This window comes from Enterococcus sp. 5B3_DIV0040, from assembly GCF_002140755.1.
GTDB lineage: Bacteria > Bacillota > Bacilli > Lactobacillales > Enterococcaceae > Enterococcus_D > Enterococcus_D casseliflavus.
In genome coordinates this window covers 900752-925949 of sequence record NZ_NGLC01000002.1, presented here as the reverse complement: position 1 = coordinate 925949, position 25198 = coordinate 900752, and the positions used below count along the sequence as shown (strand labels likewise).

Sequence of the window (25198 nt, the reverse complement as noted above, 5' to 3'; positions counted from 1 at the left end):
AAGGACAAAAGGAGAAACAGATGAACTTAATCCCAATGAAAGACAGCGACTATGCTGCTTACTTAACCAATGCAGTTTTCGAATACGCCAATGACAAAGTCCAAGCAGGCACATGGGCCAAAGACGAGGCCCTCGCCCTAGCCAAAGAAAGCTTTGCTTCCCTGCTTCCTCAAGGGACTGCCACCGAAAACAATCACTTGTTTTCTTTATTTGCAGCTGATTTTAGTGAACCGATCGGGGTGATTTGGGTCAACACAGCTGCCCAGAAAGCCTTCATCTATGACTTTATCATCGAGGAAGACCAGCGAGGAAAAGGCTATGGCACCAAAGCGTTACAGGCTTTGGAAAAGTGGGCGATCCAGCAAGGCATCATTGAAATCGGCTTGCACGTTTTTGCCCATAATCAGTCTGCGTATCAGCTATACAAAAAAATGGGCTATTTGGAAACAGATATTACGATGGTTCGACGGTTTGCTGAATGAGTGGTGTTGAATATGCCCGATCATTAGTACGAAAGAATTGATCGATCAGTTCCGACCCAAACAAAAAGAAACGACGAAAAATCGTCGTTTCTTTTTGCTTCTATTTACATAAAAACCACTCTTTCACTGAGTGCGTGGTTTTTTCAGTAGTATCGCCATTGTTGAACCTTCTTCGCTATAATGACTGCCTTTAACATCGCCAAATACCTCACAGATATCAAAGCCTACAGCCTGAACTTCCTTCAGCAATGCATCTTTTGTAAAATAGGTCGTCCATAAATAATAATTGGTGAGCTCAGTTTCTGCTAAAATCGTTGTTTGCTCCAGCAAGACGTGATCAGGATATTTCCATCGTTGATTCAGCACAAGATGAGGATCGCCCCGCCAAAACCCTGCTGATTCATGACTTTCCCAGGTCTGTTCTTCATCAAGCGTTAAAAACTGGGCAATCGTAAATACATCGAACAAAAATTTGCCACCCGGTTTTAGATGCGCCAGCACATTATTTAGCAGCAGTTTTCGTTCCTCTGGATTTAAGGCTCCATAATCGCAATAAATCAAGGTAATAAAGTCAAACTGCTGAGGCAATGCCATCTCCAAATAATTATCAAATAGATAGGTAATGTTTAATTGCTGCTTACTCGCGGAATCTCTCGCATAGGCGATGGACCTTCTGGAGTAATCAACGCCTGTCACTTGATAGCCCAGCGCTACAAATTTTTCCGCATAGATCCCTGGTCCGCAGCCGATATCAAGAAGTTGCGTCTGTTTTTCTGGTGAAACAATGCGACTGATCCAGCGAACGGATTCGTCGATAAAGTCAGCCTTTCTACTCGCTCCCTCAAAATCAGGATCCAAATGAGCCTTTAACATTTGCTTGGAAATATACGCATCGTCCCAAAACGCCTCTGCCATTTTTTTATAGAGCGGTGGCCGCTCGATTGCCTTTCTCAATTCTTGGTACATCTTCTTTTCCCCTTTCAAAATAATTGAAAAACAAAAAAGACCGCAGATTTTACTCTGCGGTCAATCTTCAAGCGATGAAGATCAAAAAGCGAAGAGTAAAATAAAATCAATGATAGGCACTTCAAATAAAACTGCATGCAGTCAATTTTTTGCCTATGAAATTGATTTTATTTACTCTTTTCCAGTCCTACCCCTGTTAACGAAGGAATAACAGCAGATAGGCCGGAGACATCACCTTTTTCTCTTGTTTTTCTGCCTTTAGTTTAGAAGGCGCCAGTCGATTTGTCAATGGGAATTGACTGTAGACACTCGATTAAACGATGGTCTTGCCGAAATTCACGCCTTACGGAGTAGAAATTTTGCAAGAACGCTGAATGTTTACTTCCCTTCACCTGCTGATTTTTTCAACAGGAAGCTGGATCTCAGTCAGCCATTCCTCTTCACTTTCTTTATTCCAAATACCATCAATATAGCTTTCACGAAAAGGCCCTGTGATTCGATAACCGTTATTTTCAGCAAACTGGATCACCGCAGCATAGGCTTTCGGAAACTCAGTATAGGCTCCTTTATGGACCGTGCAAACTGCCTCTGGTACTTCTTCTATCTGCTTGAAGGTCAAATTTCCTTGATTATCTTTCATTTCTGTGACCGCTTCGCAAACTTCCACATCAATGTTTTCTTCTTTGTACTCGTTGTCATGATAGATAGTAAAACAATATTCGGGCAATGCGCAGATGCAACCAGCTGTTTCCATCTTCAGCCCCATTTCTGGGATCATAGAAAACAATCGATCGAAGCTTGGCACGACCATTCTCATTGAAGCGACGATAACCGCTGGCAAACGTTTCACGATCATTTGGTAATTGGCTTCTTCCTGTTGCAAATACCCTTCGATCTGCGTGAGCATCGCCATCCGTTCCGTGATCTCTCTCATCAATTGCTGTCTCTTGCGATGCAGTATTCGCCTTTCGCTTTCTCCTGCTTGCACTTGTTTGATTTCATCGATGTTATACCCCATTCTGCGTAAAGCTAATAACCGATGCAATGGTGCCAACTGACTAGAGATATAATAGCGATACCCATTATCTGGATCGATAAAATGGGGCTTAAGCAGCCCCACCTCATCATAATAACGCAGTGTTTTTATCGTCACTTGATTCATTTTAGAAAACATGCCGATTCGATACAGCTTATCTGGTGTTTTTTCACATTCTTGTGTCATAACTCTTTCCTCCGTTTCCTGTTATTCCCAACGGAAAAGCTTAACTGCCAAACCAAATCCTATGATCGTCACCACTGTCAATAGAAAAAGAATGAATCGAGGGTCACCGATTGGTTGATCGAGACTCACACTCTTTAACAATTTAACGCCTTGTGTCAATGGCAGAACATTAGCGACTTTTTGTACACCTTCTGGAAAGAGCTCAAAGGGAATCACTGCCCCAGAAAGAAACAACATGGGAAAATAAACCACTGTGCATACGAGATTGGCAATCTTTATATTTTTACACAAACTAGCAATCAATAGTCCTAGGCTATACATGGCAATCATAACGAAAAAATAGCTAGCTATCAATACTATCCAGCTGCCTTTCATTTGATAGTCGAGAAATACCACCGACACGAATGCGACACCTATCGCTGAGAGTAGTGCAGTCGCTGCAGCTACTACCACTTGAGCCGCAATCAGATGAACTGGAGAAGCTGGGGTAACAAAAAAGTGTTTCAAAATCTTTTTGTCTCGATAATCACAGATAGTTAACGGAATCCCCATAAAGGCTGTTGCGCAAATCCCCACCACCAGCAATGAAGCAAAACTGCCCTCTTGAAATGTATATGAAGTAGCACCAATCACTTTCTCTCCACCGATCATATTCGTCAAAAACAGGACGACCAGCGGCATGCCAATACCAAAGACGATCCCATCAATTCCTCGCAACGCTAACTTTCCTTCAATTTTTGCTAGTTTCATTACTTTGCTCATTCTATCTCCTCCCCTACAAACCAAAGATATGCCTCTTCAAGTTTTTGCTGACCGCTTTGTTTTAATAGCTCCTTCGTGCTGCCTTCAACTACCTTGCGCCCATGAGCGATGATGCATAGCCGATCACAAAGAATCTCCGCCTCCTCCATATAGTGGGTCGTCAATAGAATCGTCATTTGTGCTTCTTTTAGTTTGAGGAGCGTTTGCCAGACACTTCTCCGTGCTTTTGTATCCAGTCCCGTTGTCAATTCATCCAAAAAAATCACCTCGGGATTCGGGATCAACGCGAGTACAATTGAAAGCTTTTGTTTTTCCCCACCAGAAAGTTTGTCGATGAAGTGCGATTCGAATGGTTCCAGCTGAAACAAACGCAAAAGCTCTTGATAGTCTTGAGGCTGTCGATACAAGAGCGTCATCTCTTTGCACAATTCTCCGACGCGAATATTGTTCTGATAACTTGAAGATTGAAGCTGTACCCCCACTTTTTCAAATACCTCACGTCGCTTTTTTTGAGGATCTGATCCGAGAATTTTGACAGAACCTTCCTCTGGTGTTTTGATACCTAAAATTGTTTCAATCGTTGATGTTTTTCCTGCTCCATTTGGTCCTAATAAGCCGAACACCTCGCCTTTTTTTACGGTGAAGGTAAGTTGATCAATAATTTTCCTACCGTTGATTTTCTTAGATAGCTCGGCAACCTCAATCATTTTTTCCACAGCAATCGCCCCTTTCTACTAAAGCATACTGTCTCCTCTTGAGGGAGAGTCAATAGCCTACTTGCCTTTTTTCATGACGAACAACCCCATACTCATAACCCCATACTCATTGGTTAGCTAAAAGCGGCTTTTTCTTTTTGTTCGATAGAGCCACACTATTTAAATCACAATTAACTATTTTTAATTTCTAAGCTTGTTTTTTTCTTCTATCTCCACTATATTTGTGGGTAAACCAGTTATTTCTATGTAGAAAGGACGTTTCCCTTGAATTATCCCTTATTAAATGAACAAATGCCGCAAACCATCATCCGTGTTTGGCGGTTGCGGACAATTACTTCACTGATCATTTTCAGCCTGATTTTCGCTGCTTCTTTTTGGTTTTTATCCATGCAAAACTGGCTGCATTTCTGGGTGTTCGCCCTTTGGTCAAGCTTATTGGCGCTGACTTTGATCAGTCATCTGCTTTCTTTTGTGCTGATGAGCTATCGTTACAAATTCCATCGCTACGAGATCCAAGAAAAGGATATCGCTATTCAACGTGGCTATCTATTTCGCAGCACCACGTATATTCCGATCCGCCGAATCCAGCACATCGAAACAGACCAAGGGATCTTTTTGCGAAAATACGCTTTAGTCTCCTTACAGATCCATACGGCTGCGACCAACCACACCATTGAAGGCTTGCCAGTGGCGCAAGCCGAACGCTTGCGAGAAACCATCATGAATTTAGTCGAGGTGGTCAAAGATGATCTATGAAAAACAACGACTGCCGTTGCTGTGTATCGGTCTTTATTGGTTCAAAAATTGCAAAAATTTTCTGGTACTAGCATTTCTGCTTGTATTCAAATTATTCAACGACGCCCCTTCTTTTCCGATGATTCTGGGCGGCATTCTGCTATTTTTACTGGTGTGTCTGATTTTTGCGGTACTGTCTTACGCCCGCTTTACCTTTCAAATCGATCAAACGAGTGTACTAGTCAACAAAGGACTCTTTATCCAAAAACAAACGATTTTGCCATTTGAACGCATCCAAACGATTCAAGAGAATCATTACTTTTATTTACGTCCGTTTAAACTAGCTGAAGTGAAATTGGAAAGCGCCGCAAGTTCGAGTGGTGAAGCCGAAATTCTTTTCCCTGCATTGCCGCTGGCTCTCATTGCCTCCATCGAAGCGTCAAAAAAGGCGGCTGCGACACCACAACAGCCGACTGCCCAAACAACTAGTAGAGAAGAACCAACCGACGATTACGCTGCGTTTTCAGCTGAGAAGTCAGCCAAGCCGCCGCTAGAAACATTCACTTTGAAATTCAAGGAGATTTTCTTGTTTTCTCTCACTGATTTTTCTGTTTTCACCTTGGTTCTAGTCATCGGCTACAACGTGATCGACAACATTCCCAATCTCTTTGCCTATGCATCGGAATTGCAACAACTTGGCCTTTTATTAGGTGCTGCACTTTTACTCGGGCTGCTGATTTTGTTTTTCTTCCTTGCGATCGCCAGGAATCTTTTCCGTTATTATGGCTTTACGGTGGAAACGAACCAACAACAGCTGCTGATCACGCAGGGCTTGTTTTCTAAACGACACCAAACGATTCCCCTCGCTAGGATCCAAGGGCTGAGTGTCGAACAAAACCTTTATCGAAGAATCTTTCATCTAAGCTCCGTCAAATTACTGCTGGCTGCTGGCAGTTCGTCAGAAAGCGATGATACGGTCTATCTGTTCCCCATTTTGAAAGAGGCGCAGCTGACCGAAACATTGACCCGCTTTTTGCCCGAATGGTCGTTTCAACAAACTGCTCTAGTGAAAAATCCACGACCCAACTTTTGGTACTTCTGCCGTTGGCCGCTGCTGATCGGACTGCTTGCTGTAGGAATCTCCGCCTTCTTTTTCTGGTGGTTAGCGCTGATTTTCTTCGTGTTCTTTGGCTCCTTCGTGTTATCAAGCATCTGGCGAGGCAAAATACAAGGGTATCAATTTTTAGATAACCACGTATTGTTGTGCCAAACGATTCGCGGTCTTACGAAGGTGACCGCTTATCTGAAGAAAAATAAAATCCAAGATTTCACTGTCACCACCACGTATTGGCAGCACAAAAAAGGGCTTGGCAAGTCACAGCTAACCATCAAAACCGAAGATACTCTCACCGAAAGTAAGCTTTTCTACTTTCCATTAACCGAAGCAGAAAACTTACGGCGCTGGTTTTTGTCTTAGTTCACACAAAAAAAACGTCAAACAGTAGGACTGACGCGCTGTTTGACGCTTTTTTTACAAGATCTGAAAGGAATGAAAAGGAAGCATCAACCATTGATTCGTTGATGCTTCCTTTTTCTATCCCTTAACCTTCCCTTCGACTATTTGCTGCTTTATTGAAGCAGCATCTAAGCCATATTCTTTTTGCAGGAAATCGGGTGTGCCGACTTGACCGAATCGTTCGTTGACACCAATACGTTTTAAGGGGACAGCACTGCCTGTTTCAGCAAGCACTTCGGCGACGGCACTTCCTAGTCCACCGGTAAGAGAATGATTTTCGATGGTGATGACTTGCCGTTTCCCCTGAACTTCGCGGAGGATCAATTCTTTATCGATTGGTTTGATGGTAAACATGTCGATCACTTCGCAGCTAATTCCTTTTTCTGCTAATTCTTCTGCCACTTGCAGTGTTTCAGATACCAATTGTCCGCTAGCAATCAACAACAGTTCATCGCCTGGTCTTAAAATATTGCCTTTTCCTAGTTCAAAGGTCGAGCCTTTTTCATAAATCGTCGGAACCGCTTTCCGATTGCCTCGTACGTAATGAATGCCTGATAATTGGCTAAAGGTTTTTATGATCCACGCCATTTGGACTTCATCCGCTGCATCGCAGACGATCGATTGGGGAATCATTCGCATCAAAGCCACATCTTCCCATGTCGTATGGGTGCCGCCGTTGTGCCCGACTGCAAACCCTGGATCAGAACCGTAAATATTGATCGTATTGCCGCCATAGCCGCCAGAAATAAACAGCTGATCGAATACCCGACGCGTTGCAAATGGCCCAAAGGTGTGGATAAAAGGTGTATAACCAGTTAAACTCAAGCCAGCCGCGACACCAACCATATTGGCTTCCGCGATCCCCATGTTGATAAAGCGTTGGGGATGTTTGTTGGCAATCGTGGTCCAGCCGCTGGCAGAACCAAGGTCGGCATCTAACGCAACTAGCTGGTTATTTTCATCCATGAGTTCCACCAATGTGTCAACGACACAAGTTCGCAGCTCTTTACCAGCAGCAGTGGTTTTGCTTAATGTAAACATGCCTTAGCGTCCTCCTTCGATTTTTATCGTCAATTCTTTGATTGCCGCTTCTGCCGCTTGATTGATCTCATCCGTGGTAAACTTCACGGAGTGATTGGCATCTAGTTCTTCAAAGAAAGGAACGCCTTGTCCTTTCACGCTGTCCAAGACAATGCAAACCGCTTGGTCTTCGATTGCTTTGCAGCGCTCGATTGCCTCATCAATGGCTTGCATGTCTGCCCCTGGAACTTTTTCTGTATAAAAGCCAAAAGCAGTCATCTTCTGCTGGATGTCAAAGGGATCAAGAATGTCTTTGGTTGGCCCATCTAGCTGTTTTTTGTTGTCATCAATAATGACGATACAGTGATTCAGTTTAAAGTGGGCAATGTATTGGAAGGCTTCCCAGCACTGTCCTTCATTTAGTTCGCCATCTCCAACGATCAAATAAACAAAATTTTCCTTGCCTGCCAAGCGCAGGCCTGTCGCGATCCCAGCAGCCATGGAAGTTCCCTGCCCCAGTGAACCTGTGGTGGCATCAACCCCTGGCGTTTTCCAGCGATCCGGATGGGAAGGCAGTCTCGTGCCGCCCTCATTGATCGTCCATAACCACGACCGATCAAAATAGCCCGTATTTGCTAATGCACTATACAGGGCGGCGCCAGCATGCCCTTTTGACAAGACGAGTCGGTCACGATCCGCCCACTGTGGATCTTGTGGATTGATTCGCAGCTGTTTGCCGTACAAAACGGCCAATAATTCAACAATTGAAAAGGAGCCGCCCAGATGGCCTTGTCCCATTTTCTTGATGCTGCAAAGGGTATCTAAACGAATCTTTGCCGCTAATTCTTCAAGCTCGTGGTATTTTTGTTCACTGATTGCCACTATTTATCCCTCCATCCTCTATTTATTCAGAAACAGATTTTGCCCGACTGTTTTTCTTGAAAATCGTCAATCCGATCAAGACCGCGACTACCGCAATTATCCCTGAGAAGATGGCGATTTGACCGCCCATATTGGCTAAGTTTCCTAGGAAGATCCCTGCAACCCCATAGTCGGTATCAGAGAAAGTTGATCCTTGGAACCCAAGATCCCCCATGACTGGCATCAACAAGATCGGCATGAAGCTGATAATGATCCCATGAATAAAGGAACCAATGACGGCGCCTCGCACACCACCCGTTGCATTGCCGTAAACACCTGCTGTTGCGCCGCAGAAGAAATGGGGCACGACACCTGGAATAATAACGGTTGTTCCTGTGAAGACCATGATGATCAAACTAACGATCCCTCCGACAAAACTGGTTAGAAAACCAATCAGAACAGCATTTGGCGCATAAGGAAAGACGATTGGACAATCCAATGCAGGAATCGCATTAGGAACAAGCTTTTCAGAAATCCCTTTAAAGGCTGGTACGATTTCTGCCAAAATCAGACGGACACCAGCTAAAATCACAAAGACACCAGCGGCAAACGAACCTGCTTGCTGCAACGAATAAATGATCGAGTTCGTGCCATTGCTTAGATTTTCCGTAATAAATTCACTCCCAGCAAAAATTGCTACGATCACGTATACAACCGCCATCGTAATCGTGATACTAACAGTAGAATCCCGCAAGAAAGACAGGCCTTTCGGAAAATTGATGTCTTCGGTAGATTTTTCCTTATTGCCGACGTATTTCCCAATCAACCCGCTCAATGCATAGCCGAAGTTTCCCGTATGCCCCAATGCGACGGAATCATTTTTAGTAATTTCTCGGGTAAACGGCTGTGCGATCGCTGGGAAAATCGTGTTACAGATCCCTAACGCTAAGCCCCCAAATAAAACTAGATTAAAAGTATTCATTCCAGTAACGCTCAAAATCACCGCAATCATGCAAGCCATATACAACGTGGCATGCCCAGTCAAATAAATGTATTTAAAGCGAGTGATACGGGCAATCAAAATATTGAAGGCCATTCCGGCTAACATAATAAGTGCGGTATAGGTGCCGTAAGTCGTCAACGCTAGCGCAACGATCGCTTCGTTATTTGGTACGACCCCTTGCATGTTAAAGGCTGCTTGGAACATCTCCCCAAATGGCGCCAGAGAGCTTTCGATCACCCCAGCCCCGGCAGTGACCACGAGAAACCCAACAAAGGTTTTGATGCCCCCTTTGACGATCGTGGCAATGTCTTTTTTCTGCAGCACATTCCCCAAAACGGCGATCAGCGCAACTAAGATCGCTGGGGTACTCGCGATATCAACAAGAATATCTAAAAATTCGTTCATGACTGTCTACTCCTTTTTATAGTAATCCTTTTTCCTGACAAACGGCTTGAACCTTTTGCTTCAATTCATCGAGATCGATAATACTGTCTAAAACTACGATCTCACCTAGATGCTGCGCACTATCGGCTAAATCGCCGCCAACGAAGAAAACATCCGCCATATCGGGTGCAGCACTTCCTAAATCATAATGGGACACTTCCACGCCTGAGACACCCAGTTCATTTAAAACAGAATTGATATTCATCTCCACCATAAAACTTGATCCTAATCCTGACCCACACACTGCTGCAAATTTCATTTTTCATCTTCTCCTTCTCTAATCACTTCAATTATTTGATCCGCATTGGTTGCGGAAAGTAACGCAGTTAGTTTTTCATTATTCGACAAAATTTTAGTTAAACTCGCTAACGCTTTTAGATGGAGTTCATTGTCAACCGCCGCCAAACATATAAACACGTGAATGGGGTGTTGCGGATCATCATTCAAAAGCACGGGTTCTTTGACTTTTAATAACGACATCCCGATGGCATTGACCCCATCTTCTGGACGTGCATGAGGCAAAGCGATGCCTTTTCCAATATGGATAAAGGGACCGTGATCCACCACTTTATTAATCATGGCGGTAATATACTGCTCCTCAATTTTATTGGTCTTTTTTAATGGCGCAGCAGCTTCTCGAATGGCTTCTTGCCAAGTCAGCGGCACCTCGGTAAATTTGATGGTTTCTGCTGTTAATAAATCTGATAACATCGGACGTTGGTCTTCCCTTCTATTCAATTCTCGATTGATTTTTCTTTGCAAAATTTTTCTCAGCTTTTGCTTACTGATTCCTGCTTTTAAATCAACATAGGGCAAAATCACTTCTAACACATCGTCAATGGAATGCAATCCAGTTTTTGAAGGGAAAAATGCCGCTTGTACGTTTTTAACCAGTTCATCCTTCTCAATGGGTGTCATAATCGGATTGATCACATAACAGGGTCGTTTGGTTTTGATCGGCGCACTGGAAAAAATCAGATCAATCTCTTCATTAAACCGAACATTTTCATACTCTTCGATCGAACGAGCCGGCAAAAAATGGATCTGGGGAAACAGTTCCTTTAATTCTGATTCCAAAATCAAGGATGAACTGATGCCACTGGGACAAACGACTAATGCATTCAGTTGGAAGTAATCACGTTTGGCCTTTTGTTTACTGATTTCTCCACCAAACAAAATCGTAAAATAACCGATTTCTTCATCAGGGATCGTGCCGACTAAGTCTTCTAAAGAACCCAGTGCTCGTCTCGTCAGTTCAAACAACTCATTGTATTGCAGCTTGATTTCTTCAATCAGTACATTCTCCAGTGGAAAACCGTAGCGGATTCGAAAATACGCTGGGACAAGATGATAGAATGTGTTCATCAAAAGGGTGCGATAGTCCACAAACTCGATAGCTGCCAGCCGTTCCATTTCATGAATGATCTTACTGGCACATTCCAATAAAAACTCTAATGAAGTATCTTCGATATCTCCTTGCAGAATCGTTTTCAACAGGATCGTTACATAAAGTTCTTCTGTTTTCCGATCTTTGATGTCAGGAAATTCTGCTAAAAACTGCTGACTGACTTGATGGACATGCAGCGACTGGAGCAGCGGTATTTCTGTCTCCGCTAAAGAAACAGCCGTTTCTGCCATCCGAAAGGATAGATAATTAAGAAAATAAAGCATTTCTTCGAAGCGACTCGGAACGATCACCAGATTGAAATCAGTCAGTGTTGCGGACAAACGATCTCTGATTTGAACATAGATCGTTTTATCCTGCTCATAGATTCCCTCAAATAAGAGCAAGTTCCCGTTTTTCGTATTGGATAACGTGCTGACCTTTCGAAAGGCAAGAGCGCGAATCTGATATTCCTCTCCCTCTAGATAAAAGCCATATTTTCGAGAGTACAATAGTTGAATCTTGAAAGCTGCAAGTTCCTCTCTGATCCCCTTTACATCCTTCAAAATCGTATTTTTACTGACATAGAACAGCTCTTGAAACTGATAGACGGATAAATCTTTCACTGCTGAAAAAGTCAGAAGATAAATCATGGACCGCCGCTCTTCTTCCGAAAAAAACAACGTATTCTTCTGGACATCGAAAAGAATTTCCGGCCATTTTCGTTGAATCAGCGAAGGAATCAAAACTTCTCCCTCATGCATCGTGATTCGTTGATTCAACCGCTGTTCAGTGATTTGATTGATCTTGGCAATCTCCGCCAGAAATTCCTCATCCCTCCACTTCGTCAACTGAAGAAACGCCTCAATATTTGGTTCTGAAAACAGATACGTCAATTTGAAATGAATCATATTTGCTACCCCCACCTAAACTATAGCTTGCACAAAATGAAATCGCCATCATTTCTCGGCACAACTGAAGCTCCGTTTTTTTTAAACGATGGACCGAAGAGGAGATTTCAAGGATTACCATAACATTTTTACATAAAAAGAGGATATGCGAAGACCATTATTTGTTTTTTAACGCAAAAAAGGCGAATCAACTTGATGATTCGCCTTTCAAAAGTGATAAGTAATAGAAACAGATGGCAAAAGTGGACTAAACTCTAGGAAAATGAAATCTAGATTGCTTATAAGAAACAGGTTCCTTTCGCATAAAGCACACCTTTTCCGCCAATGATCACCCGTTCATCTGCTAAGGTACACTCAAGAAATCCTCCTCGTGCAGAGAGTTGCTGTGCGGTCATTTGGGTCTTGTTTAATCGGCTGCTCCAATAGGGGATCAGGTTCGAATGAGCCGATCCGCAAACAGGATCTTCATCAATCGTCAACTTAGGAAAGAAGGTTCGAGAAACAAAATCGACCGTTTCCCCAGGAGCTGTCACGATCACGCCGACCCCTTGCTCAAAGGTTTTTATGAAAGAAAAATTAGGTGTTAACTGTTGAATCTGGGTTTCATTATCCAATACAAAGAAAAGATCTCTTGCCAAGTAAGCCTCGTTGATTTTGGCACCGATCGCTTCTTCATATACAGGCAATATCGCCGTTTTTTCTGGGCGAATCGCTGGAAAATCCAGTGATAAAATCTCCCCTTCCTTCGTCACCCGCAGCTGTCCGCTATATTTTGTTTGGAAAACGATAGAAGTTCGTTGAGGTTCATAATAATGAAACAGCACAAACGCTGTTGCCAACGTCGCATGTCCGCAAAGATCAATTTCACGATCCGGTGTAAACCAGCGAAGGCTATAAGAATCTGCTTCTTTTACGGCGAAGGCCGTTTCCGATAAATTGTTTTCGATCGCGATTTTTTGCATCAAATCTTCTGGTAGCCATTCTGGCAAAATAAAAACGGCCGCTGGATTTCCTTCAAAAACCTTTGTGGCAAAAGCATCTACTACGTAATACGCTAAGTTCATTTTCCTACTCCTTTTCGTTTGTTGTATACGTACTCTGCGCAATAGAGATCTTCTACTGCGAGTCCCACCGCATCAAAAACCGTGCATTCTTGTTTTGTCTCTCGTCCGTGACATTTATGAGTAACCAATTCCCCTAACGACCCTTTGATAGCAGCAGGATGAAAGGATTGTTCTGCGATTGGAATCAGAAGATCGCCGCTTTCTTGCAGCGCTGCTTGATAGTCATCCACATTTACACTAGCCGAAGCCACTAAATCACTGGTGAGTTCCCGTGTTTCTGGGGTAAAGGTTCCGATCGTATTGATATGAGTGCCAGGTGAAACCATATCTTTATCCAAAAACGCCTGCTTGCTAGGTGTTAAGGTACAAATAATATCGGTCTCACGTGTCGCTTCCATCAGATGTTTACAGACAATAACCTGCAGCTGCGGATAAGTTTTCTTGACTGATTCAACAAAGTTCGCTAGTTTTCTTTTATCTAGATCATAAACAAATACAGTGTGGATCGGACGAATAGCCAGCATCGCTTGTAGATGGGAGGAAGCTTGATGTCCCGCACCAATTAGTGACAATTTGGTCGCTTCTTTCTTTGCTAAATAATTCGTCGCTACTGCTGATACTGCTGCCGTGCGAATCCAAGTAATACTATTCGCATCCATTAACGTGAGTGGCGCCCCATTCTGACTATCAAGCAAAAGAATTTGTCCTAAATGAGTCGGCAGCTGTAACGTTCCGTTCTCTGGGAAAAAGGACATGATTTTTGCGCCATACACTCGGTTCGGACCTAAGTAAGCGGGCATTAAAGCAAAGAGATTTCCTTGCTTTTGGTCTGGCAATGGCAATACCGCTCTTTGCCATTGAGAAACAGCTTGCTGCTCAAAATCACGAAAGCAGTTTTTCATAGCCGAAATGGCTTCAGGAAATGTCAGTTCACGTAAAATCTCTTCTTCTGTTATAATCTCCATAAAAATTCCTCCTTTTTTCATTATCCTACTCTCAGCGATTCATACAATCAATGATATAATTGTATGGAATACAATTTAGGAGGTGTTCTTATGCCCATCAATTCTTATGAAGATTATGCCCTTAGTTGGCGCCCAGACAAAACGCAGCTTACCCGTCCATTTTATCGTTCCTTGATCAAGCGCTTAGAAGAAGATATCCTCTCTGGCAAGCTCGCCAAAAATACCCGCTTACCCTCTCAAAGAGAGTTAGCAGATTTCTTAGATCTTAATTTCACTACGATTGGTCAAGCCTATAGATATGGTGTCGAGAAAGGAATTCTCTATAGCCAGATTGGCAGTGGCACGTATGTTTCTGCCAATGCATTCGACTCGATCTCTATTTCTACCAGCAATGTGGCAACGCACATCATTGATCTGGGACTCGTCAGTTCCTTTGAAGAATGCAATTCCTTGATACTGCCCACGATTCAAAAAGTCGTCAATCATTCAAATATTGTTGGGATCATGAATTATCGAGAACCTCAAGGATCCGATTATCAATTGACGACCGCCAGCAACTGGTTAAGGACGCAAGGGGTCAAAGCAGACAAAGACACGACTGCGATTGTTTCTGGTGTACAAAACGGCTTAGCGATTGCCTTGGCAGCTTTATTTTCTCCAGGAGATCGGATCGCAGTTGATCGTTACACGTACTCAAATTTTATTGAATTGGCACACCTCTTCCATTTAGAAATTGTTCCTATTGATTACGATCAGGAAGGAATGCGTCCGGAAGTACTTGCACAAGAATGCCGCAAGAAAAAAATACACGGACTCTTCGTGATGCCTTCTTGCAACAATCCGATTGGTTTTCAAATCACCGAATTCAGACGAAAAGCGCTTGCAACAATTATCGTAGAAGAATCATTGTGGGTGATCGAAGATGATATTCATTCTTTTTTAACGACGTATCAACAAAATAAAGTGATCGCTCCCTTTCAAGCGCTGCTCCCTCAACAAGTCATTTATCTTGCTGGAATGACCAAATTTATCTGTTCGGGACTGCGGATCGCTTATCTTGTTTTTCCAGAAGCGGTCCGAGGGAAAATCGAACAGGCCATTTTCACGATCAATGTAAAAACCTCACCTTTGGAGGCAGAGATCGTTACCGAGGTTTTGAACAGTGAAGTGGCGCAAACCATTCTTCATCAAAAATTTGCTCTTACGAAACAAGCGAATGCACTTTTTGACGTGATCTTTGACTGTCAATCAAAACCAGCAGTCTATCCCTATTATCGTCATTTACCGATTCGCTCAGATGTTGCTCAATTCGATATTGAACAAGACTATTTGGCAAAAGGCGTGCGCATCTATCATTCCAATCGTTTTACGACCCAAAAGCAAATGGACCCATTTATTCGATTGTCCCTGTCATCGAATCATTTAGAGGTATTAGAAAAAGGATTGCGTATTGTAAAGGACTCCTTAAAGACCTATCAGTAGCTGTCTAAAAAATCAGCAATCCGTTGAACAGATTTGCAATTTTTTTACACGCTCCATATAAAAAGGAGTTGCGTCAACAACTCCTCTTTCGCACCTTTTAAGAAGGCGACAGGTTTTATTAGTAAAAAAATAACCGTTTCCCTGCTAAAGTCGACGGTTATTTTTTTGTCATTTTTCACTGTGGCTAGGATACGAAAGAGCAGCATGGCAATAAATGTACCAGAATTTATCTGGAACTTATTAGCCGCTAGTTTCGATAATAATGCTTCCCTTTTCCTTAAACATTGCATTCGTTTTTAGATGTTCGAACACTTTTCCAATATGACTACATCGAATACCTTATTTCAATTGAGAATAAGGTTTTGCCTATGTCGCTTATCGATTTTGTTTGAGAATATCCTTGTTAAAAGTTGAAAAATCACTCTCTTCTTGCTATACTAACTATGTAAAGAGGAGTTGTTGCCACAACCCCTCTGCAGCGCCATTTAAGACGGCGACAGGTTTTTTAACTTAAAAGATAACCGTTTCCCTGTTAAAGTTGACGGTTATTTTTTTTGTCATTTTTCACTGCGGCTAGGATACCAAAGATCAGCATGGCGGTAAATGTACCAAAACTGATCATTAGCCCGATTGCTTCCGCTGTGGACAAAAAGGCTTCTCCTTTCTGAAGAGTTAGTACTTACATTCATAAGCACCACCACCTTTCAAAGATAGCCACCGTCACAAACTTTACTGCAGTCAAATGGTACCATACTTCCATCAATAAAACTTTCAAATGCCAAGGATTTATCATTATTTTTTTCACGGCGCATGGTCCATCTGCTGTGATTCATTCCATAGAATCGTCAAAATAACCCGCTGTTCTCTCTTCAAGTCTGATCCGCTCTTTTCCGACCTTCTCCAGCCCCTTTTCTCAGTCCCAATCAAGTGACTTCCATCAAGAAAAATAGTCAAAAGTCAATATCATTCTATTCACCAAAAACCACTTTTGTTATAGTAACAAAAAGGAGAATGCAGATGAGAAATGAACGAAAAATCATTCAAGATAGCACCCTTGGTGTAGAAGCTTTATTATTTAACGGCATCCAGCAGGAGTTTCCTAACCATTGGCACGAATATTATGTGATTGGCTTGATGGAAGCCGGGACGCGTCAATTCACCTGTCAAAACACCTGCTATATCGTTGAAGCAGGCGACTTGATTTTGATTCCGCCAAAGGCTGCCCACCGCTGCCAGCAACTCACGGAGGAAAAGCTGGTTTACCGCAATATCCACTTAACCCCGGAGAACATAGCGGTACAAGTACAAAAAATTTTTAACACTCAATTGACGCCCCACTTTCCTGAACCGGTCATTCGCCAAGTGAAAGAAAAAGAGGAATTTCATGCAGTGCACCAGCTGTTGCTGTCGGATCACGGTGATGAGTTTGAAAAGCAAGAACGCTTTACTTGTCTGCTTCACGACCTGCTTGTTCAGTATGCGGATTTCACCCACGAACAAACGGACCCGGTGTCAAATAAAGCCGCAACGGCAAAAGCCTATATCGATCAACATTATGCCGAAAAATTGTCCTTGAGTGAATTAAGTGACGTTCTTGGAATGAATCAGTACGTCTTGATTCGGCAGTTTACCAAAGCGTATGGGCTGTCGCCGTTTCAATATTTAAGTACGGTGCGCATCAGTGCTGCCAAGAAAAGACTAGAATCACAAGAAGCAATTGCAGAAGTCGCTTTTCTGACAGGTTTTAGTGACCAAAGTCATTTTACCCGTATCTTTAAAAGCTTGATTGGGGTCACCCCGAAAGCTTACCAAACAATTTACCAAGAAGATGGAGTGAGAACGTATGAATAACCAAGAAAAATGTGTCATGATTATCGATGAACAATTACCGATTGGCTTAGTTGCAAATACTGCAGCAATTTTAGGCGCAACCTTAGGCAAATTGTTTCCCGAAGGAATCGGAGAAGATATTTACGATTCGACGGGCAGAAAACACCTTGGCATTGTCAACTTCCCCATTCCTATCTTAAAAACGAACAAGGAACAGTTGCAGACCATTCGTGAATCGATCAGTCAACAAGCGGATCCAGAAGTAACCATCATTGATTTTTCCGACGTTGCTCAGACCACCAATTCTTATGAGCAATACCGCCAGACGCTTGAGACGATTCCCACAGAAACACTGGCTTATTTTGGTCTTTGTTTAAAAGGCAAGAAAAAGAGTATCAATAAAGTCGCTGGCAGCTTACCGTTGTATCGGTAAAGCGCTAATAAGAAAACGATCGTTTAAAACAAGTTTTCTTTTTGTCGGCCGAACAGTCTTCTTGCTATATACGTTTTTTATAAACAGTCCTACAAAAAAACAAACACTTTTGAGGTGTTTGTTTTTTTGTAAGAGATTTTCTAGCAGACATTTTCTTGCTCTTTGATTTTGCCAAGATCAATTGAAAAATAAACTACTCTCCTTGATAAATATTCAACCCCACTTCAGTATCTTCCACACAACTGTTCACTGGTGCTTTAACAATCAGAAAAAGAAAGTAAAAGTCTCCCACACAAGAAGCGGCATGTGCGGCAGCAATCAAGGTAAAAAGAGATGCCGTCAACCAGCCAAATAAATAAAATAGAAAGAGACCCACAGAAATGCCAAGGAATGGCGCCAATAAAATGATGGCAAATTTCCCTTTTGAATAAAAGGAATGGGGACTCGTGGCATATGCTACGCCATTTTTGAACCCAAACTTTACCTTCCCTTCAGGGTCAAAAAGCTTGAAGAAGGCACCATGGATCAATTCATGAATAATGATGAGAATAAAATATGCAACCATTAAGATCAAAAGATCGAAAATAAGCGAAGTTTCAGCATTTGACCCATGACCACCTAAGACAAAGAGTGTAAAGAACACATAGAAAAAAATAAAACTAGGAATCGCCGCGAGATTCAATCTCTTTATTGTTTTTTTATCATCCATCAAATTGATTTGTTTGAGTAATTTCATCGCTGTTCTCCTCTTCTTTTTGTCATTCTTCTTAGTACATGATTTCTATGAATTCCCTTCACCCAACCAATAAGAGCAACAAACACAAAACCAGTGCAGTTAAAACGAAGAGGAAATTGATCATCTCTGGCGCACTTTCAAACCTTCTCTTTAATGGCGGAGGACGAAAACTTGGATTCATGCTTTTCGTTTGGTAGTCCACGCTGCTTGATAAAAAGCTGTCGGAAGGGATCATAAACACTAAAAGAACGCCATAAATAATGGAGGCAGGAATCAGGAGTGAGCATTTGGCTAGGTAGCCAATCAGTAGACTCACGATCAAAGGAATAGCTACGTACAAAACACTTTGGTACAGTATTCGCCGAATTGGTTTCATGGGGAAGTCTCCTTAGTCAGTAATCGTTACGCACAGGTACAAAATAATTTTATTTACTTATCAAATAAATATACCATTGCTTTTAAAGACTGTAAACACGCCAGAAAACCAAGTCGATGCTGCCAAGCGCGACTGCCCAATGCTTGGTGCAAAAAAAGAAGTGGTTTCTTCCCACTTCTTAAAAAGCACTCTACTTGTTTTTTCCCTTCAATTAACCTCTCAAGATAATCGGTAAACCGTTATACTTACCAGATTGCTTCCTCTCTTCCTTTTGAAAAAGCTACGACGCTGGACAAAGAAGCCTGCGAACCTTGTCTCTTTATTAAAATTTCTTCTGAAAAGCATTCGTCTAAAAAAATCATACGACCTTGTCTTTCCTTTTGGTTTTTTACAACACCTGATCTACTTGAGAAAAGACTGCGAAACCTTCTTTAGAAAAGCAAACGTCTCAAGAAAAAATAATCGTGCGGTTTCTGCCCTTCCTTTTGGCTTCGTACAATGCTTGATCTGCTTGGTAAAAGGTTTCTGAAATGTCTAACGCAGAGGCTGCTTCTGAAATCCCTGCCGAAAAGTAAAGGGTCAGTTGGGCGGTTTCTAATTTCAACTGTTCATTGCTTAAAAACAAATGGAATTCTTCAATAATTTTTTTCACAGCATCAGAAGTATTCTCTTTAAATAGGACTAAAAATTCTTCGCCGCCATATCGATAGACTTCGACTAAATGGGAAGGACTTTTCTGGTAGAGAAACGTCATCAGCTTTTCCGAAAAGAAGGATAGGGCTTGATTGCCGATTTGATGTCCATGGTGATCATTGATGCGCTTAAAATGATCTAAATCCATCATCACCACGACGAGCTGGTCCTTCTCAAGTAGCGCCAGCTTTGAAATATCCTCGTTCAGACTGCGGAAATTTTTCACCTTGGTCAACTCATCATAATTGCGTTCAATGATTTTTGTGTTAATTTTTTCCAGGAAATTTTTTTGATTCTGCAAATAATACTTCCATAAAGAAACGATCCCCACAGATCCAATGCCTAAAGACACTACATCCCAAACGCTAATTTCGCGGCGATAAAAAAGCAAGGCGTTGAGCATCGGCGAGACAACCGTAACGAAAATCGAAAATAGGTAAAATGCTGTGTGATTTGGTTGTCCATAAAATCTTTTCTTTAATAAGCCCGTAACGATTAAAATGATATAATTTAATCCGATAATAAAGAGCATGGCTTCCCATTCAAATTTATTGATCAATGCAAAAAAGGTCAGCAAAATGACGGGTACTAACCCAACCAGATAGATTTTTTCTTTGAGAATGCCAAAATAATAAATAAAGATTGGAATCGTATATTCATACGCAACATAACCGATACTGTTCAAAGAAAATGATATAATAAAGTAGACTTGCGAAATAAACAAAACAATACCAATAAGAATTTTAAACGACAGGCGTAAATTCAATTCTTTGAAGTTCTTGATAAACAAATCATACGAAATGAGCAAGCTCACGACTAACACAGAATAGATCGCAGCATAAATCAGATGGACAAACACACTACTCCTTCTTTCTTTCATAGATTTTTCTTTAAAATCGTTCGCCCATGATTTTGAAAGGCTCGATTCTTTAACGATGCAGCGCACGAAATAAGCTTTTTTCCTGCACTTCATGAAACCAAAAATAAAGCGACCCCAGAAAGGAGCAGAAACCAATGTCTGAGAAAATAGAACAAGAACTCTTATCGATATTTCCCCAATTATATTTTGATGCCCAGCCTATCTTTCAAATGAAAGCAGATAGTCAGAAAGTGATTGGCTACGAATTATTATTGAGAAGTACCGAAAGAAATAGGTTTCCCCTTTCCTTCTTCCAGCAAGTGATCAAATACAAAAAATTACATACTCGTTTACTGCAGTGGTATCGAAATGAAATTTTCAGCTTGCTTCATCCGAACGAAGAAACAAAAATCAGTCTCAATATCCACCCGCAACAACTCAGCTACCCAGAAACCTTTTTGATGTTAGCTGATTTAGCTCCCTACCATGACCGTATTTTGATTGAGATCACCGAAGACGATACAGAACCTTCTATCGCTTGTGATCCCAAGTCCTTTCTTATGAACAAAATCAACCAAATAAAAAAGATGCGCTTCTCTGTCGCATTGGATGATGTAGGGACAGGCATTCATTCACTGACAAATATTGCACCGATGCTGGATAAAATCGATGTGATCAAGTTTTCGCCTATCTCGTTGCGAGTCCTGTCCCAAAAAGAGATTTTCTTTTTGATCGACTTCTGGCGAAATATCGCCAGCAATCGTAAAATCCAATTTATTGTCGAAGGGGTCGAAACCTCGGATATCCATGAGTACCTGCTTGAAGAAGAGATTTTTCTTCAACAAGGGTTTTATTTGGACAAACCTGCCCCAGCTGATCAATTAAAGCGAAAAAAATAGTCCTCGCATCGTTTATTTTTCTCACTATACGCGATCAAAAATAAACGATTATTAAAAAAACGAACAGATGCCCTTCAAATATAACACAAATAATTTTATTTGCAGAATTTTTGCTGATTCGGCATCGCTTTAACGGTGATTTTCCTGAACTCAATTCAATCATTCCAACAGAGATTTTATCCAAACAGGGGAAGAAACGATAGGAACATTGCTTTATCCAATCCATCCCACAAACAGAAATCAAAGAAAGCGAAACACTCTACAGGATACGTTCCAGTGGTGTTTCGCTTTCTTTTCATTTTAGATGTTTTTGTTCCATCTCATCTGCTGCTAACAACTTTTGGTAATAGGCTTCATAAGAAGGACTTACTCGCCTCATAGCAGGAATAAATTTTTCATAATAACCACTTGATTGGTAAAAATGCTTCATCTGCTCTTCGATCTGTTTTAATGGTGAATCGAGATATGCAGGACTTGCTTTAAAAGCATGGTATGCTTGGATTGTCTCTTTATTGTTTTTGACAAAATCACTGTAATTACTAAGACTTTGTTCTTTAAACACGCGCATTTCCTCTACTTGTTCTTTCGTAAACGAAGGCGTGTGTTCTTCCAAAAAAAGCGTCAATTCTTCTGATAAAACGAACGGATCTGTAGTATCCAAAAATTCCACGATTTCTTGAAAAGCTTGCTGCTGCTCCTTTGTTTCAATTGGTTCGTCTAAATAGCAAGAAAAGTGAAATCCAATCAAACGCCCGTAGTTACTAGGAAACAATTCGAATAGCTTTGTCATGATCGTCTTTTTCTTGTCTAGGGATCCGATTTCTTCTGCCAGTTCCTCTATTGGTCTTCCATCAGCGAGCGCGTCCAAGAGCTGGATCGTTTCTTCTAATTTTCGGGCTGCTTGTTTTCTTTCCTGAATGATTTGTTTCAAATACTCTGGATGCGCGCAATATGCTTTGATTTCCACAACACTCAACCCTAGTTTTCGATATAAGCCAATCGTCTGCAACCGTATAACATCTGCTTCAGAGAAGGAACGGTAGCCGTTTTCTAGAATTTTTGGGAAAAGTAAACCTTGCTCACAATAATATAAAACAGCTTTTTTTGTCAGCTCTGCCCGTTTTGCCACTTCACTTATTCTCATTCTATTTCCCTCCTAAAACAAGAATAACCCCACCCCTAGGGGTAGAGTCAATGATTACTTAAATGAAATGGCTTATACGATTGCTTTTTGATTTTGCAGGATTGTTTGAAAAGCCCTTTGAGGCCTCTATTCCCTAAAGTTCACTCATTTTACTGTTTATCTCACATTGAAAACCAGAGAATGTTTCGCTTTTGTTCCTAGATTGTAACCACACAGTTCTTTTAGATAAAAGCGATAATCATTTTCAACGATTCGAATGATCTCATTGTCGGAAAAATCGTCGAATCGCATCATTTCTGTGACTAAGACCAGTTTGGCGTCGATGCCCAAAATATCTGGGGTGATCGCCCAAAATGTTTCTGGTGAAATGGCTGCTACCAATTCATCAAGGAGGGCCAATTGCTTTTCAACATACGCCGCTAAAGCGCCATTGGCGCGGTGTGACTCCGCAAATTTCTTTTGAAATCCATCAAGGTATTCTGTTTTTGAAGTAAATACCGTCATGCTTTTTTACTCCTTTCTTTGAGGGGAACAAGTCCCGTTATTTTCTTCCTAAAGCTCAGCTTTTTTTTCTAGTTATTCATTCACTATTCTTTCTAGCTGCTGAAAAAGCACCCAGGTACAGGTGTCAATGCAGAATATCCAGCAATCCTCTGACCAGCTGCTTGTAATGCTCTTTTTGATCTTTTGCTCCATTTTCTGCCTTGATTGACAGACTTTGCTCAATGGCTGCTTGAGGAATCAGCAGATGGGTGTTTAAGCTTGAGATAAAGGAGACACATTCTTCCATTAATTGATACTCTTTTTGCAGGTTGCTGGGTAATTTATATTTACGTAATGGAAATAAATAGCGAGCACTGGCTTTTATTTCTTCTATACGATCGTTTTCTAGTAAGTAACGCATGGTATCGAGTTGTTTCCCTTGGTGATACGGGCAAGTATCTGCACTCAGCAGATGGGTATAGTACCCGATGTATTCACTATTTAGGATGGTTCTTTCAAACGCTTCTTTCTTGATTTTCATCTTCTGTATCCTTCTTTCAAAACTATCACTGACCTCACTTATGCAGCGTTTGTGGTATCACTAAGTACTGTTTCTTCTTTTGGTCGATTTTTTGTTAAATCTTTCATCAAAAAAAGAGAAACTGCAAGTTTTCCCCACAGTTTCTCCTTTACGCTTCTAGCGATGCCTATAGTTAAGGAGCGACGCTTTCACCGTGTTTCTTTTTTCTTGTTACTGCGACGACAAACAGTACTAGGAGTGTATACCCAAGAATGATCAAACTGCTTGTGTTTGATGAACCTGTTTGTGGTAATTTTCCTTGTCCGATTTGAGAACCATCTGCTACGATCGTTTTCTTATTGTCATCGTCTGCTTCTTCCTCTTGCGTCACCGTTTCACCGATTCGACCGGTCACAGAGACTTGCCCTGTCGTCGCCTCTGCGACGCTGGTTTCCGATAGATCCCAGACAGTCAGAGTCAGTAACACAGCGACGAAAAGAACGATTCGTTTTCGTTTTTTCATACGATAGATCCCTTCTTTACTGGGATTTCAATTCTTAGTCTTCCTCTACATCCGGCGCAAAGCTCAAGACCAATTTGAAACTTGGATTTGATTCTTCTGATGCATCGGTCGGTGTTGCTTCACCAGTGAACGCAAATGTTCCTACATTCGTACCTTGGTTGCCTTCAAGGGTAAATAATTCTGTTTCTGCTACGGTTGGTGTGCCGTTTTCAAACAACTCAATACTGTTTACGTTTAACAAGTCTACTTCATCCATATTCAATGGTGTATCGACACCCGCAACAGAAGCGATCACACCAACTGCTGAGTTATTTGTCACAGTGTAGCTAGGTGAAACGATCTCTTTGTGGCTTGACTCTTCTGTTGTATAGAACAAAGCAGTCGTTGGAATCGTCACATTGATCCATTGGTTCAAATCGTCGGGATTTGGTCCAGGGGTTGTGTTATCGAATGATCCGATGATCCCGTTTACTTGGACATCTCCTGACGTATCGCCTTCACGTCCGTCAATGGTTTGTGTCGCAAAAGCGGTGGTGCCGCTTGCGATTACTCCTGCGATTGTTGCTGTACTTAGAATGGCTGCTACAAATTTTTTCATTTTTATTTCCTCACTTTTCCTTTTTTTAATTCTTAACGATAATCGTTAATTCAGCTTCAGTGACCCCTTGTTTTTCTTTGCTTTCAGGGTCGTAAATATTGATGGTGGCTTTGGCGGGATATTCCCCTTTTGCCAACGGTGTCGCCAAGGCGACATTTTCAACAAATTGGTTTGGATAGATCGCACCGGAAGAATAGATGACTTCCCCGCTCGACAGTAAAGAGATATCCACGGCGATTGGGTACACATTGGTGCCTGGATTGACGATCTCGATGGATCCTGTGCTTTGACCATCTTCAAAAATGGCTTCTGGATTGATTTGCAGCGTGAAATAATTCGCATCCGCAATCTCCTGCGCTCGTTCAGAAACCCGCTGATCGGTGGCATCGCCAGATTCTGGCAACAGGTCGGCACTGATCAAAGGGACTGCTGTTTTTGATTGGTAAAAGTAGTACCCGATCCCACCGATAAGTACTAGCAATAGCAACAACCACAAGATCCATTTCCGTCGATCCTTCGTTTCGGTTTGATTCGTTTGCTCCAATGGATTCACCTCCTTCACGTTTGGTAC

General features: G+C 41.8%; 28 protein-coding genes. 7 read left to right on the top strand and 21 right to left on the bottom strand.

Going from position 1 to position 25198, the window contains the following annotated elements; genetic code table 11:
• Nucleotides 1–20 precede the first annotated feature (20 nt).
• Nucleotides 21–482: a GNAT family N-acetyltransferase gene (locus tag A5883_RS16825; RefSeq protein WP_034868779.1), complete on the top strand. Its 462-nt coding sequence runs from the start codon at nt 21–23 to the stop codon at nt 480–482.
• A 123-nt stretch (nt 483–605) separates the two neighbouring features.
• Here A5883_RS16825 and A5883_RS16820 read toward each other — a convergent pair whose 3' ends face one another.
• From A5883_RS16820 to A5883_RS16805, 4 genes are all read right to left on the bottom strand, one after another.
• Nucleotides 606–1448, bottom strand: a complete 843-nt coding sequence (locus A5883_RS16820; RefSeq protein ID WP_086339109.1) for a class I SAM-dependent methyltransferase — start codon at nt 1446–1448, stop codon at nt 606–608.
• Nucleotides 1449–1836: 388 nt separating this feature from the next.
• Nucleotides 1837–2670 (bottom strand): MerR family transcriptional regulator, encoded by an 834-nt coding sequence (locus A5883_RS16815; RefSeq protein WP_086339108.1) that lies wholly within the window; start codon nt 2668–2670, stop codon nt 1837–1839.
• A 21-nt stretch (nt 2671–2691) separates the two neighbouring features.
• Nucleotides 2692–3432 (bottom strand): ABC transporter permease, encoded by a 741-nt coding sequence (locus A5883_RS16810; protein ID WP_016609706.1) that lies wholly within the window; start codon nt 3430–3432, stop codon nt 2692–2694.
• Nucleotides 3429–4148, bottom strand: a complete 720-nt coding sequence (locus A5883_RS16805; RefSeq protein WP_086339107.1) for an ABC transporter ATP-binding protein — start codon at nt 4146–4148, stop codon at nt 3429–3431. Before A5883_RS16805 ends, A5883_RS16810 begins: the two co-directional genes overlap by 4 nt.
• A 264-nt stretch (nt 4149–4412) precedes the next feature.
• Here A5883_RS16805 and A5883_RS16800 point away from each other — a divergent pair, with 264 nt between their 5' ends.
• The gene (locus tag A5883_RS16800; RefSeq protein ID WP_086339106.1) at nt 4413–4904 is read left to right on the top strand and encodes a PH domain-containing protein; all 492 of its coding nucleotides are present in this window, start codon (nt 4413–4415) and stop codon (nt 4902–4904) included.
• On the top strand, nt 4894–6360 hold the full coding sequence (locus A5883_RS16795) for a PH domain-containing protein (RefSeq protein ID WP_086339105.1): 1467 nt from the start codon (nt 4894–4896) through the stop codon (nt 6358–6360). The genes A5883_RS16800 and A5883_RS16795 overlap by 11 nt, the downstream gene beginning before the upstream one ends.
• A 117-nt stretch (nt 6361–6477) precedes the next feature.
• Here the strand turns inward: A5883_RS16795 and A5883_RS16790 are convergent, their stop codons facing one another.
• From A5883_RS16790 to A5883_RS16760, 7 genes are all read right to left on the bottom strand, one after another.
• Nucleotides 6478–7440: a transketolase family protein gene (locus A5883_RS16790; protein WP_086339104.1), complete on the bottom strand. Its 963-nt coding sequence runs from the start codon at nt 7438–7440 to the stop codon at nt 6478–6480.
• A 3-nt stretch (nt 7441–7443) separates the two neighbouring features.
• Nucleotides 7444–8301, bottom strand: coding sequence for a transketolase (locus tag A5883_RS16785; RefSeq protein WP_086339103.1), 858 nt, complete (start codon nt 8299–8301; stop codon nt 7444–7446).
• Between the two features lie 22 nt (nt 8302–8323).
• Entirely contained in the window at nt 8324–9688 is a 1365-nt protein-coding gene (locus tag A5883_RS16780) for a PTS ascorbate transporter subunit IIC (RefSeq protein ID WP_005232062.1), read from the bottom strand.
• Nucleotides 9689–9704: 16 nt separating this feature from the next.
• Nucleotides 9705–9986, bottom strand: a complete 282-nt coding sequence (locus tag A5883_RS16775) for a PTS sugar transporter subunit IIB (protein ID WP_005227537.1) — start codon at nt 9984–9986, stop codon at nt 9705–9707.
• Complete coding sequence (locus A5883_RS16770; protein WP_086339102.1) at nt 9983–12022, bottom strand: BglG family transcription antiterminator; 2040 nt, start codon at nt 12020–12022, stop codon at nt 9983–9985. The genes A5883_RS16775 and A5883_RS16770 overlap by 4 nt, the downstream gene beginning before the upstream one ends.
• Nucleotides 12023–12300: 278 nt before the next feature.
• Nucleotides 12301–13086, bottom strand: coding sequence for a PhzF family phenazine biosynthesis protein (locus A5883_RS16765; RefSeq protein ID WP_086339101.1), 786 nt, complete (start codon nt 13084–13086; stop codon nt 12301–12303).
• A complete protein-coding gene (locus tag A5883_RS16760; RefSeq protein WP_086339100.1) occupies nt 13083–14051 on the bottom strand; it encodes an ornithine cyclodeaminase family protein in 969 nt (322 codons plus the stop codon). The genes A5883_RS16765 and A5883_RS16760 overlap by 4 nt, the downstream gene beginning before the upstream one ends.
• A gap of 90 nt (nt 14052–14141) precedes the next feature.
• Here A5883_RS16760 and A5883_RS16755 point away from each other — a divergent pair, with 90 nt between their 5' ends.
• On the top strand, nt 14142–15533 hold the full coding sequence (locus A5883_RS16755; protein WP_086339099.1) for an aminotransferase-like domain-containing protein: 1392 nt from the start codon (nt 14142–14144) through the stop codon (nt 15531–15533).
• 532 nt (nt 15534–16065) lie between these two features.
• On the opposite strand, the gene A5883_RS16745 is transcribed toward A5883_RS16755, so the two are convergent.
• Nucleotides 16066–16182, bottom strand: a complete 117-nt coding sequence (locus A5883_RS16745; RefSeq protein ID WP_086339097.1) for a putative holin-like toxin — start codon at nt 16180–16182, stop codon at nt 16066–16068.
• A gap of 368 nt (nt 16183–16550) precedes the next feature.
• Here A5883_RS16745 and A5883_RS16740 point away from each other — a divergent pair, with 368 nt between their 5' ends.
• Together A5883_RS16740 and A5883_RS16735 are read left to right on the top strand one after the other, a co-directional pair.
• On the top strand, nt 16551–17384 hold the full coding sequence (locus tag A5883_RS16740; protein WP_086339096.1) for a helix-turn-helix domain-containing protein: 834 nt from the start codon (nt 16551–16553) through the stop codon (nt 17382–17384).
• The gene (locus A5883_RS16735) at nt 17377–17796 is read left to right on the top strand and encodes a DUF2000 domain-containing protein (RefSeq protein WP_005232083.1); all 420 of its coding nucleotides are present in this window, start codon (nt 17377–17379) and stop codon (nt 17794–17796) included. The genes A5883_RS16740 and A5883_RS16735 overlap by 8 nt, the downstream gene beginning before the upstream one ends.
• A gap of 193 nt (nt 17797–17989) precedes the next feature.
• On the opposite strand, the gene A5883_RS16730 is transcribed toward A5883_RS16735, so the two are convergent.
• The 3 genes from A5883_RS16730 to A5883_RS16720 all read right to left on the bottom strand — a co-directional run bounded on the left by A5883_RS16730 (nt 17990) and on the right by A5883_RS16720 (nt 20481).
• Nucleotides 17990–18532: a DUF3267 domain-containing protein gene (locus A5883_RS16730; RefSeq protein ID WP_086339095.1), complete on the bottom strand. Its 543-nt coding sequence runs from the start codon at nt 18530–18532 to the stop codon at nt 17990–17992.
• Nucleotides 18533–18590: 58 nt separating this feature from the next.
• A complete protein-coding gene (locus A5883_RS16725; protein WP_086339094.1) occupies nt 18591–18908 on the bottom strand; it encodes a hypothetical protein in 318 nt (105 codons plus the stop codon).
• Between the two features lie 448 nt (nt 18909–19356).
• Nucleotides 19357–20481, bottom strand: a complete 1125-nt coding sequence (locus A5883_RS16720) for a GGDEF domain-containing protein (protein ID WP_228074223.1) — start codon at nt 20479–20481, stop codon at nt 19357–19359.
• A gap of 134 nt (nt 20482–20615) precedes the next feature.
• Here A5883_RS16720 and A5883_RS16715 point away from each other — a divergent pair, with 134 nt between their 5' ends.
• Nucleotides 20616–21359 carry an EAL domain-containing protein gene (locus A5883_RS16715; RefSeq protein ID WP_010748787.1) on the top strand — a complete coding sequence of 248 codons (744 nt, stop codon included), beginning with the start codon at nt 20616–20618 and terminating at the stop codon, nt 21357–21359.
• Nucleotides 21360–21654: 295 nt separating this feature from the next.
• On the opposite strand, the gene A5883_RS16705 is transcribed toward A5883_RS16715, so the two are convergent.
• The 6 genes from A5883_RS16705 to A5883_RS16680 all read right to left on the bottom strand — a co-directional run bounded on the left by A5883_RS16705 (nt 21655) and on the right by A5883_RS16680 (nt 25171).
• Entirely contained in the window at nt 21655–22503 is an 849-nt protein-coding gene (locus A5883_RS16705; protein WP_074934356.1) for a MerR family transcriptional regulator, read from the bottom strand.
• 156 nt (nt 22504–22659) lie between these two features.
• Entirely contained in the window at nt 22660–23007 is a 348-nt protein-coding gene (locus tag A5883_RS16700) for a DUF7006 family protein (protein WP_016609683.1), read from the bottom strand.
• A gap of 124 nt (nt 23008–23131) precedes the next feature.
• The gene (locus A5883_RS16695; RefSeq protein WP_086339092.1) at nt 23132–23527 is read right to left on the bottom strand and encodes a hypothetical protein; all 396 of its coding nucleotides are present in this window, start codon (nt 23525–23527) and stop codon (nt 23132–23134) included.
• 172 nt (nt 23528–23699) lie between these two features.
• Nucleotides 23700–24029, bottom strand: a complete 330-nt coding sequence (locus A5883_RS16690) for an LPXTG cell wall anchor domain-containing protein (protein WP_016609681.1) — start codon at nt 24027–24029, stop codon at nt 23700–23702.
• A 34-nt stretch (nt 24030–24063) separates the two neighbouring features.
• Nucleotides 24064–24627 carry a hypothetical protein gene (locus A5883_RS16685; RefSeq protein WP_074934358.1) on the bottom strand — a complete coding sequence of 188 codons (564 nt, stop codon included), beginning with the start codon at nt 24625–24627 and terminating at the stop codon, nt 24064–24066.
• 25 nt (nt 24628–24652) lie between these two features.
• Nucleotides 24653–25171, bottom strand: coding sequence for a hypothetical protein (locus tag A5883_RS16680; protein ID WP_015508953.1), 519 nt, complete (start codon nt 25169–25171; stop codon nt 24653–24655).
• Nucleotides 25172–25198 lie beyond the last annotated feature (27 nt).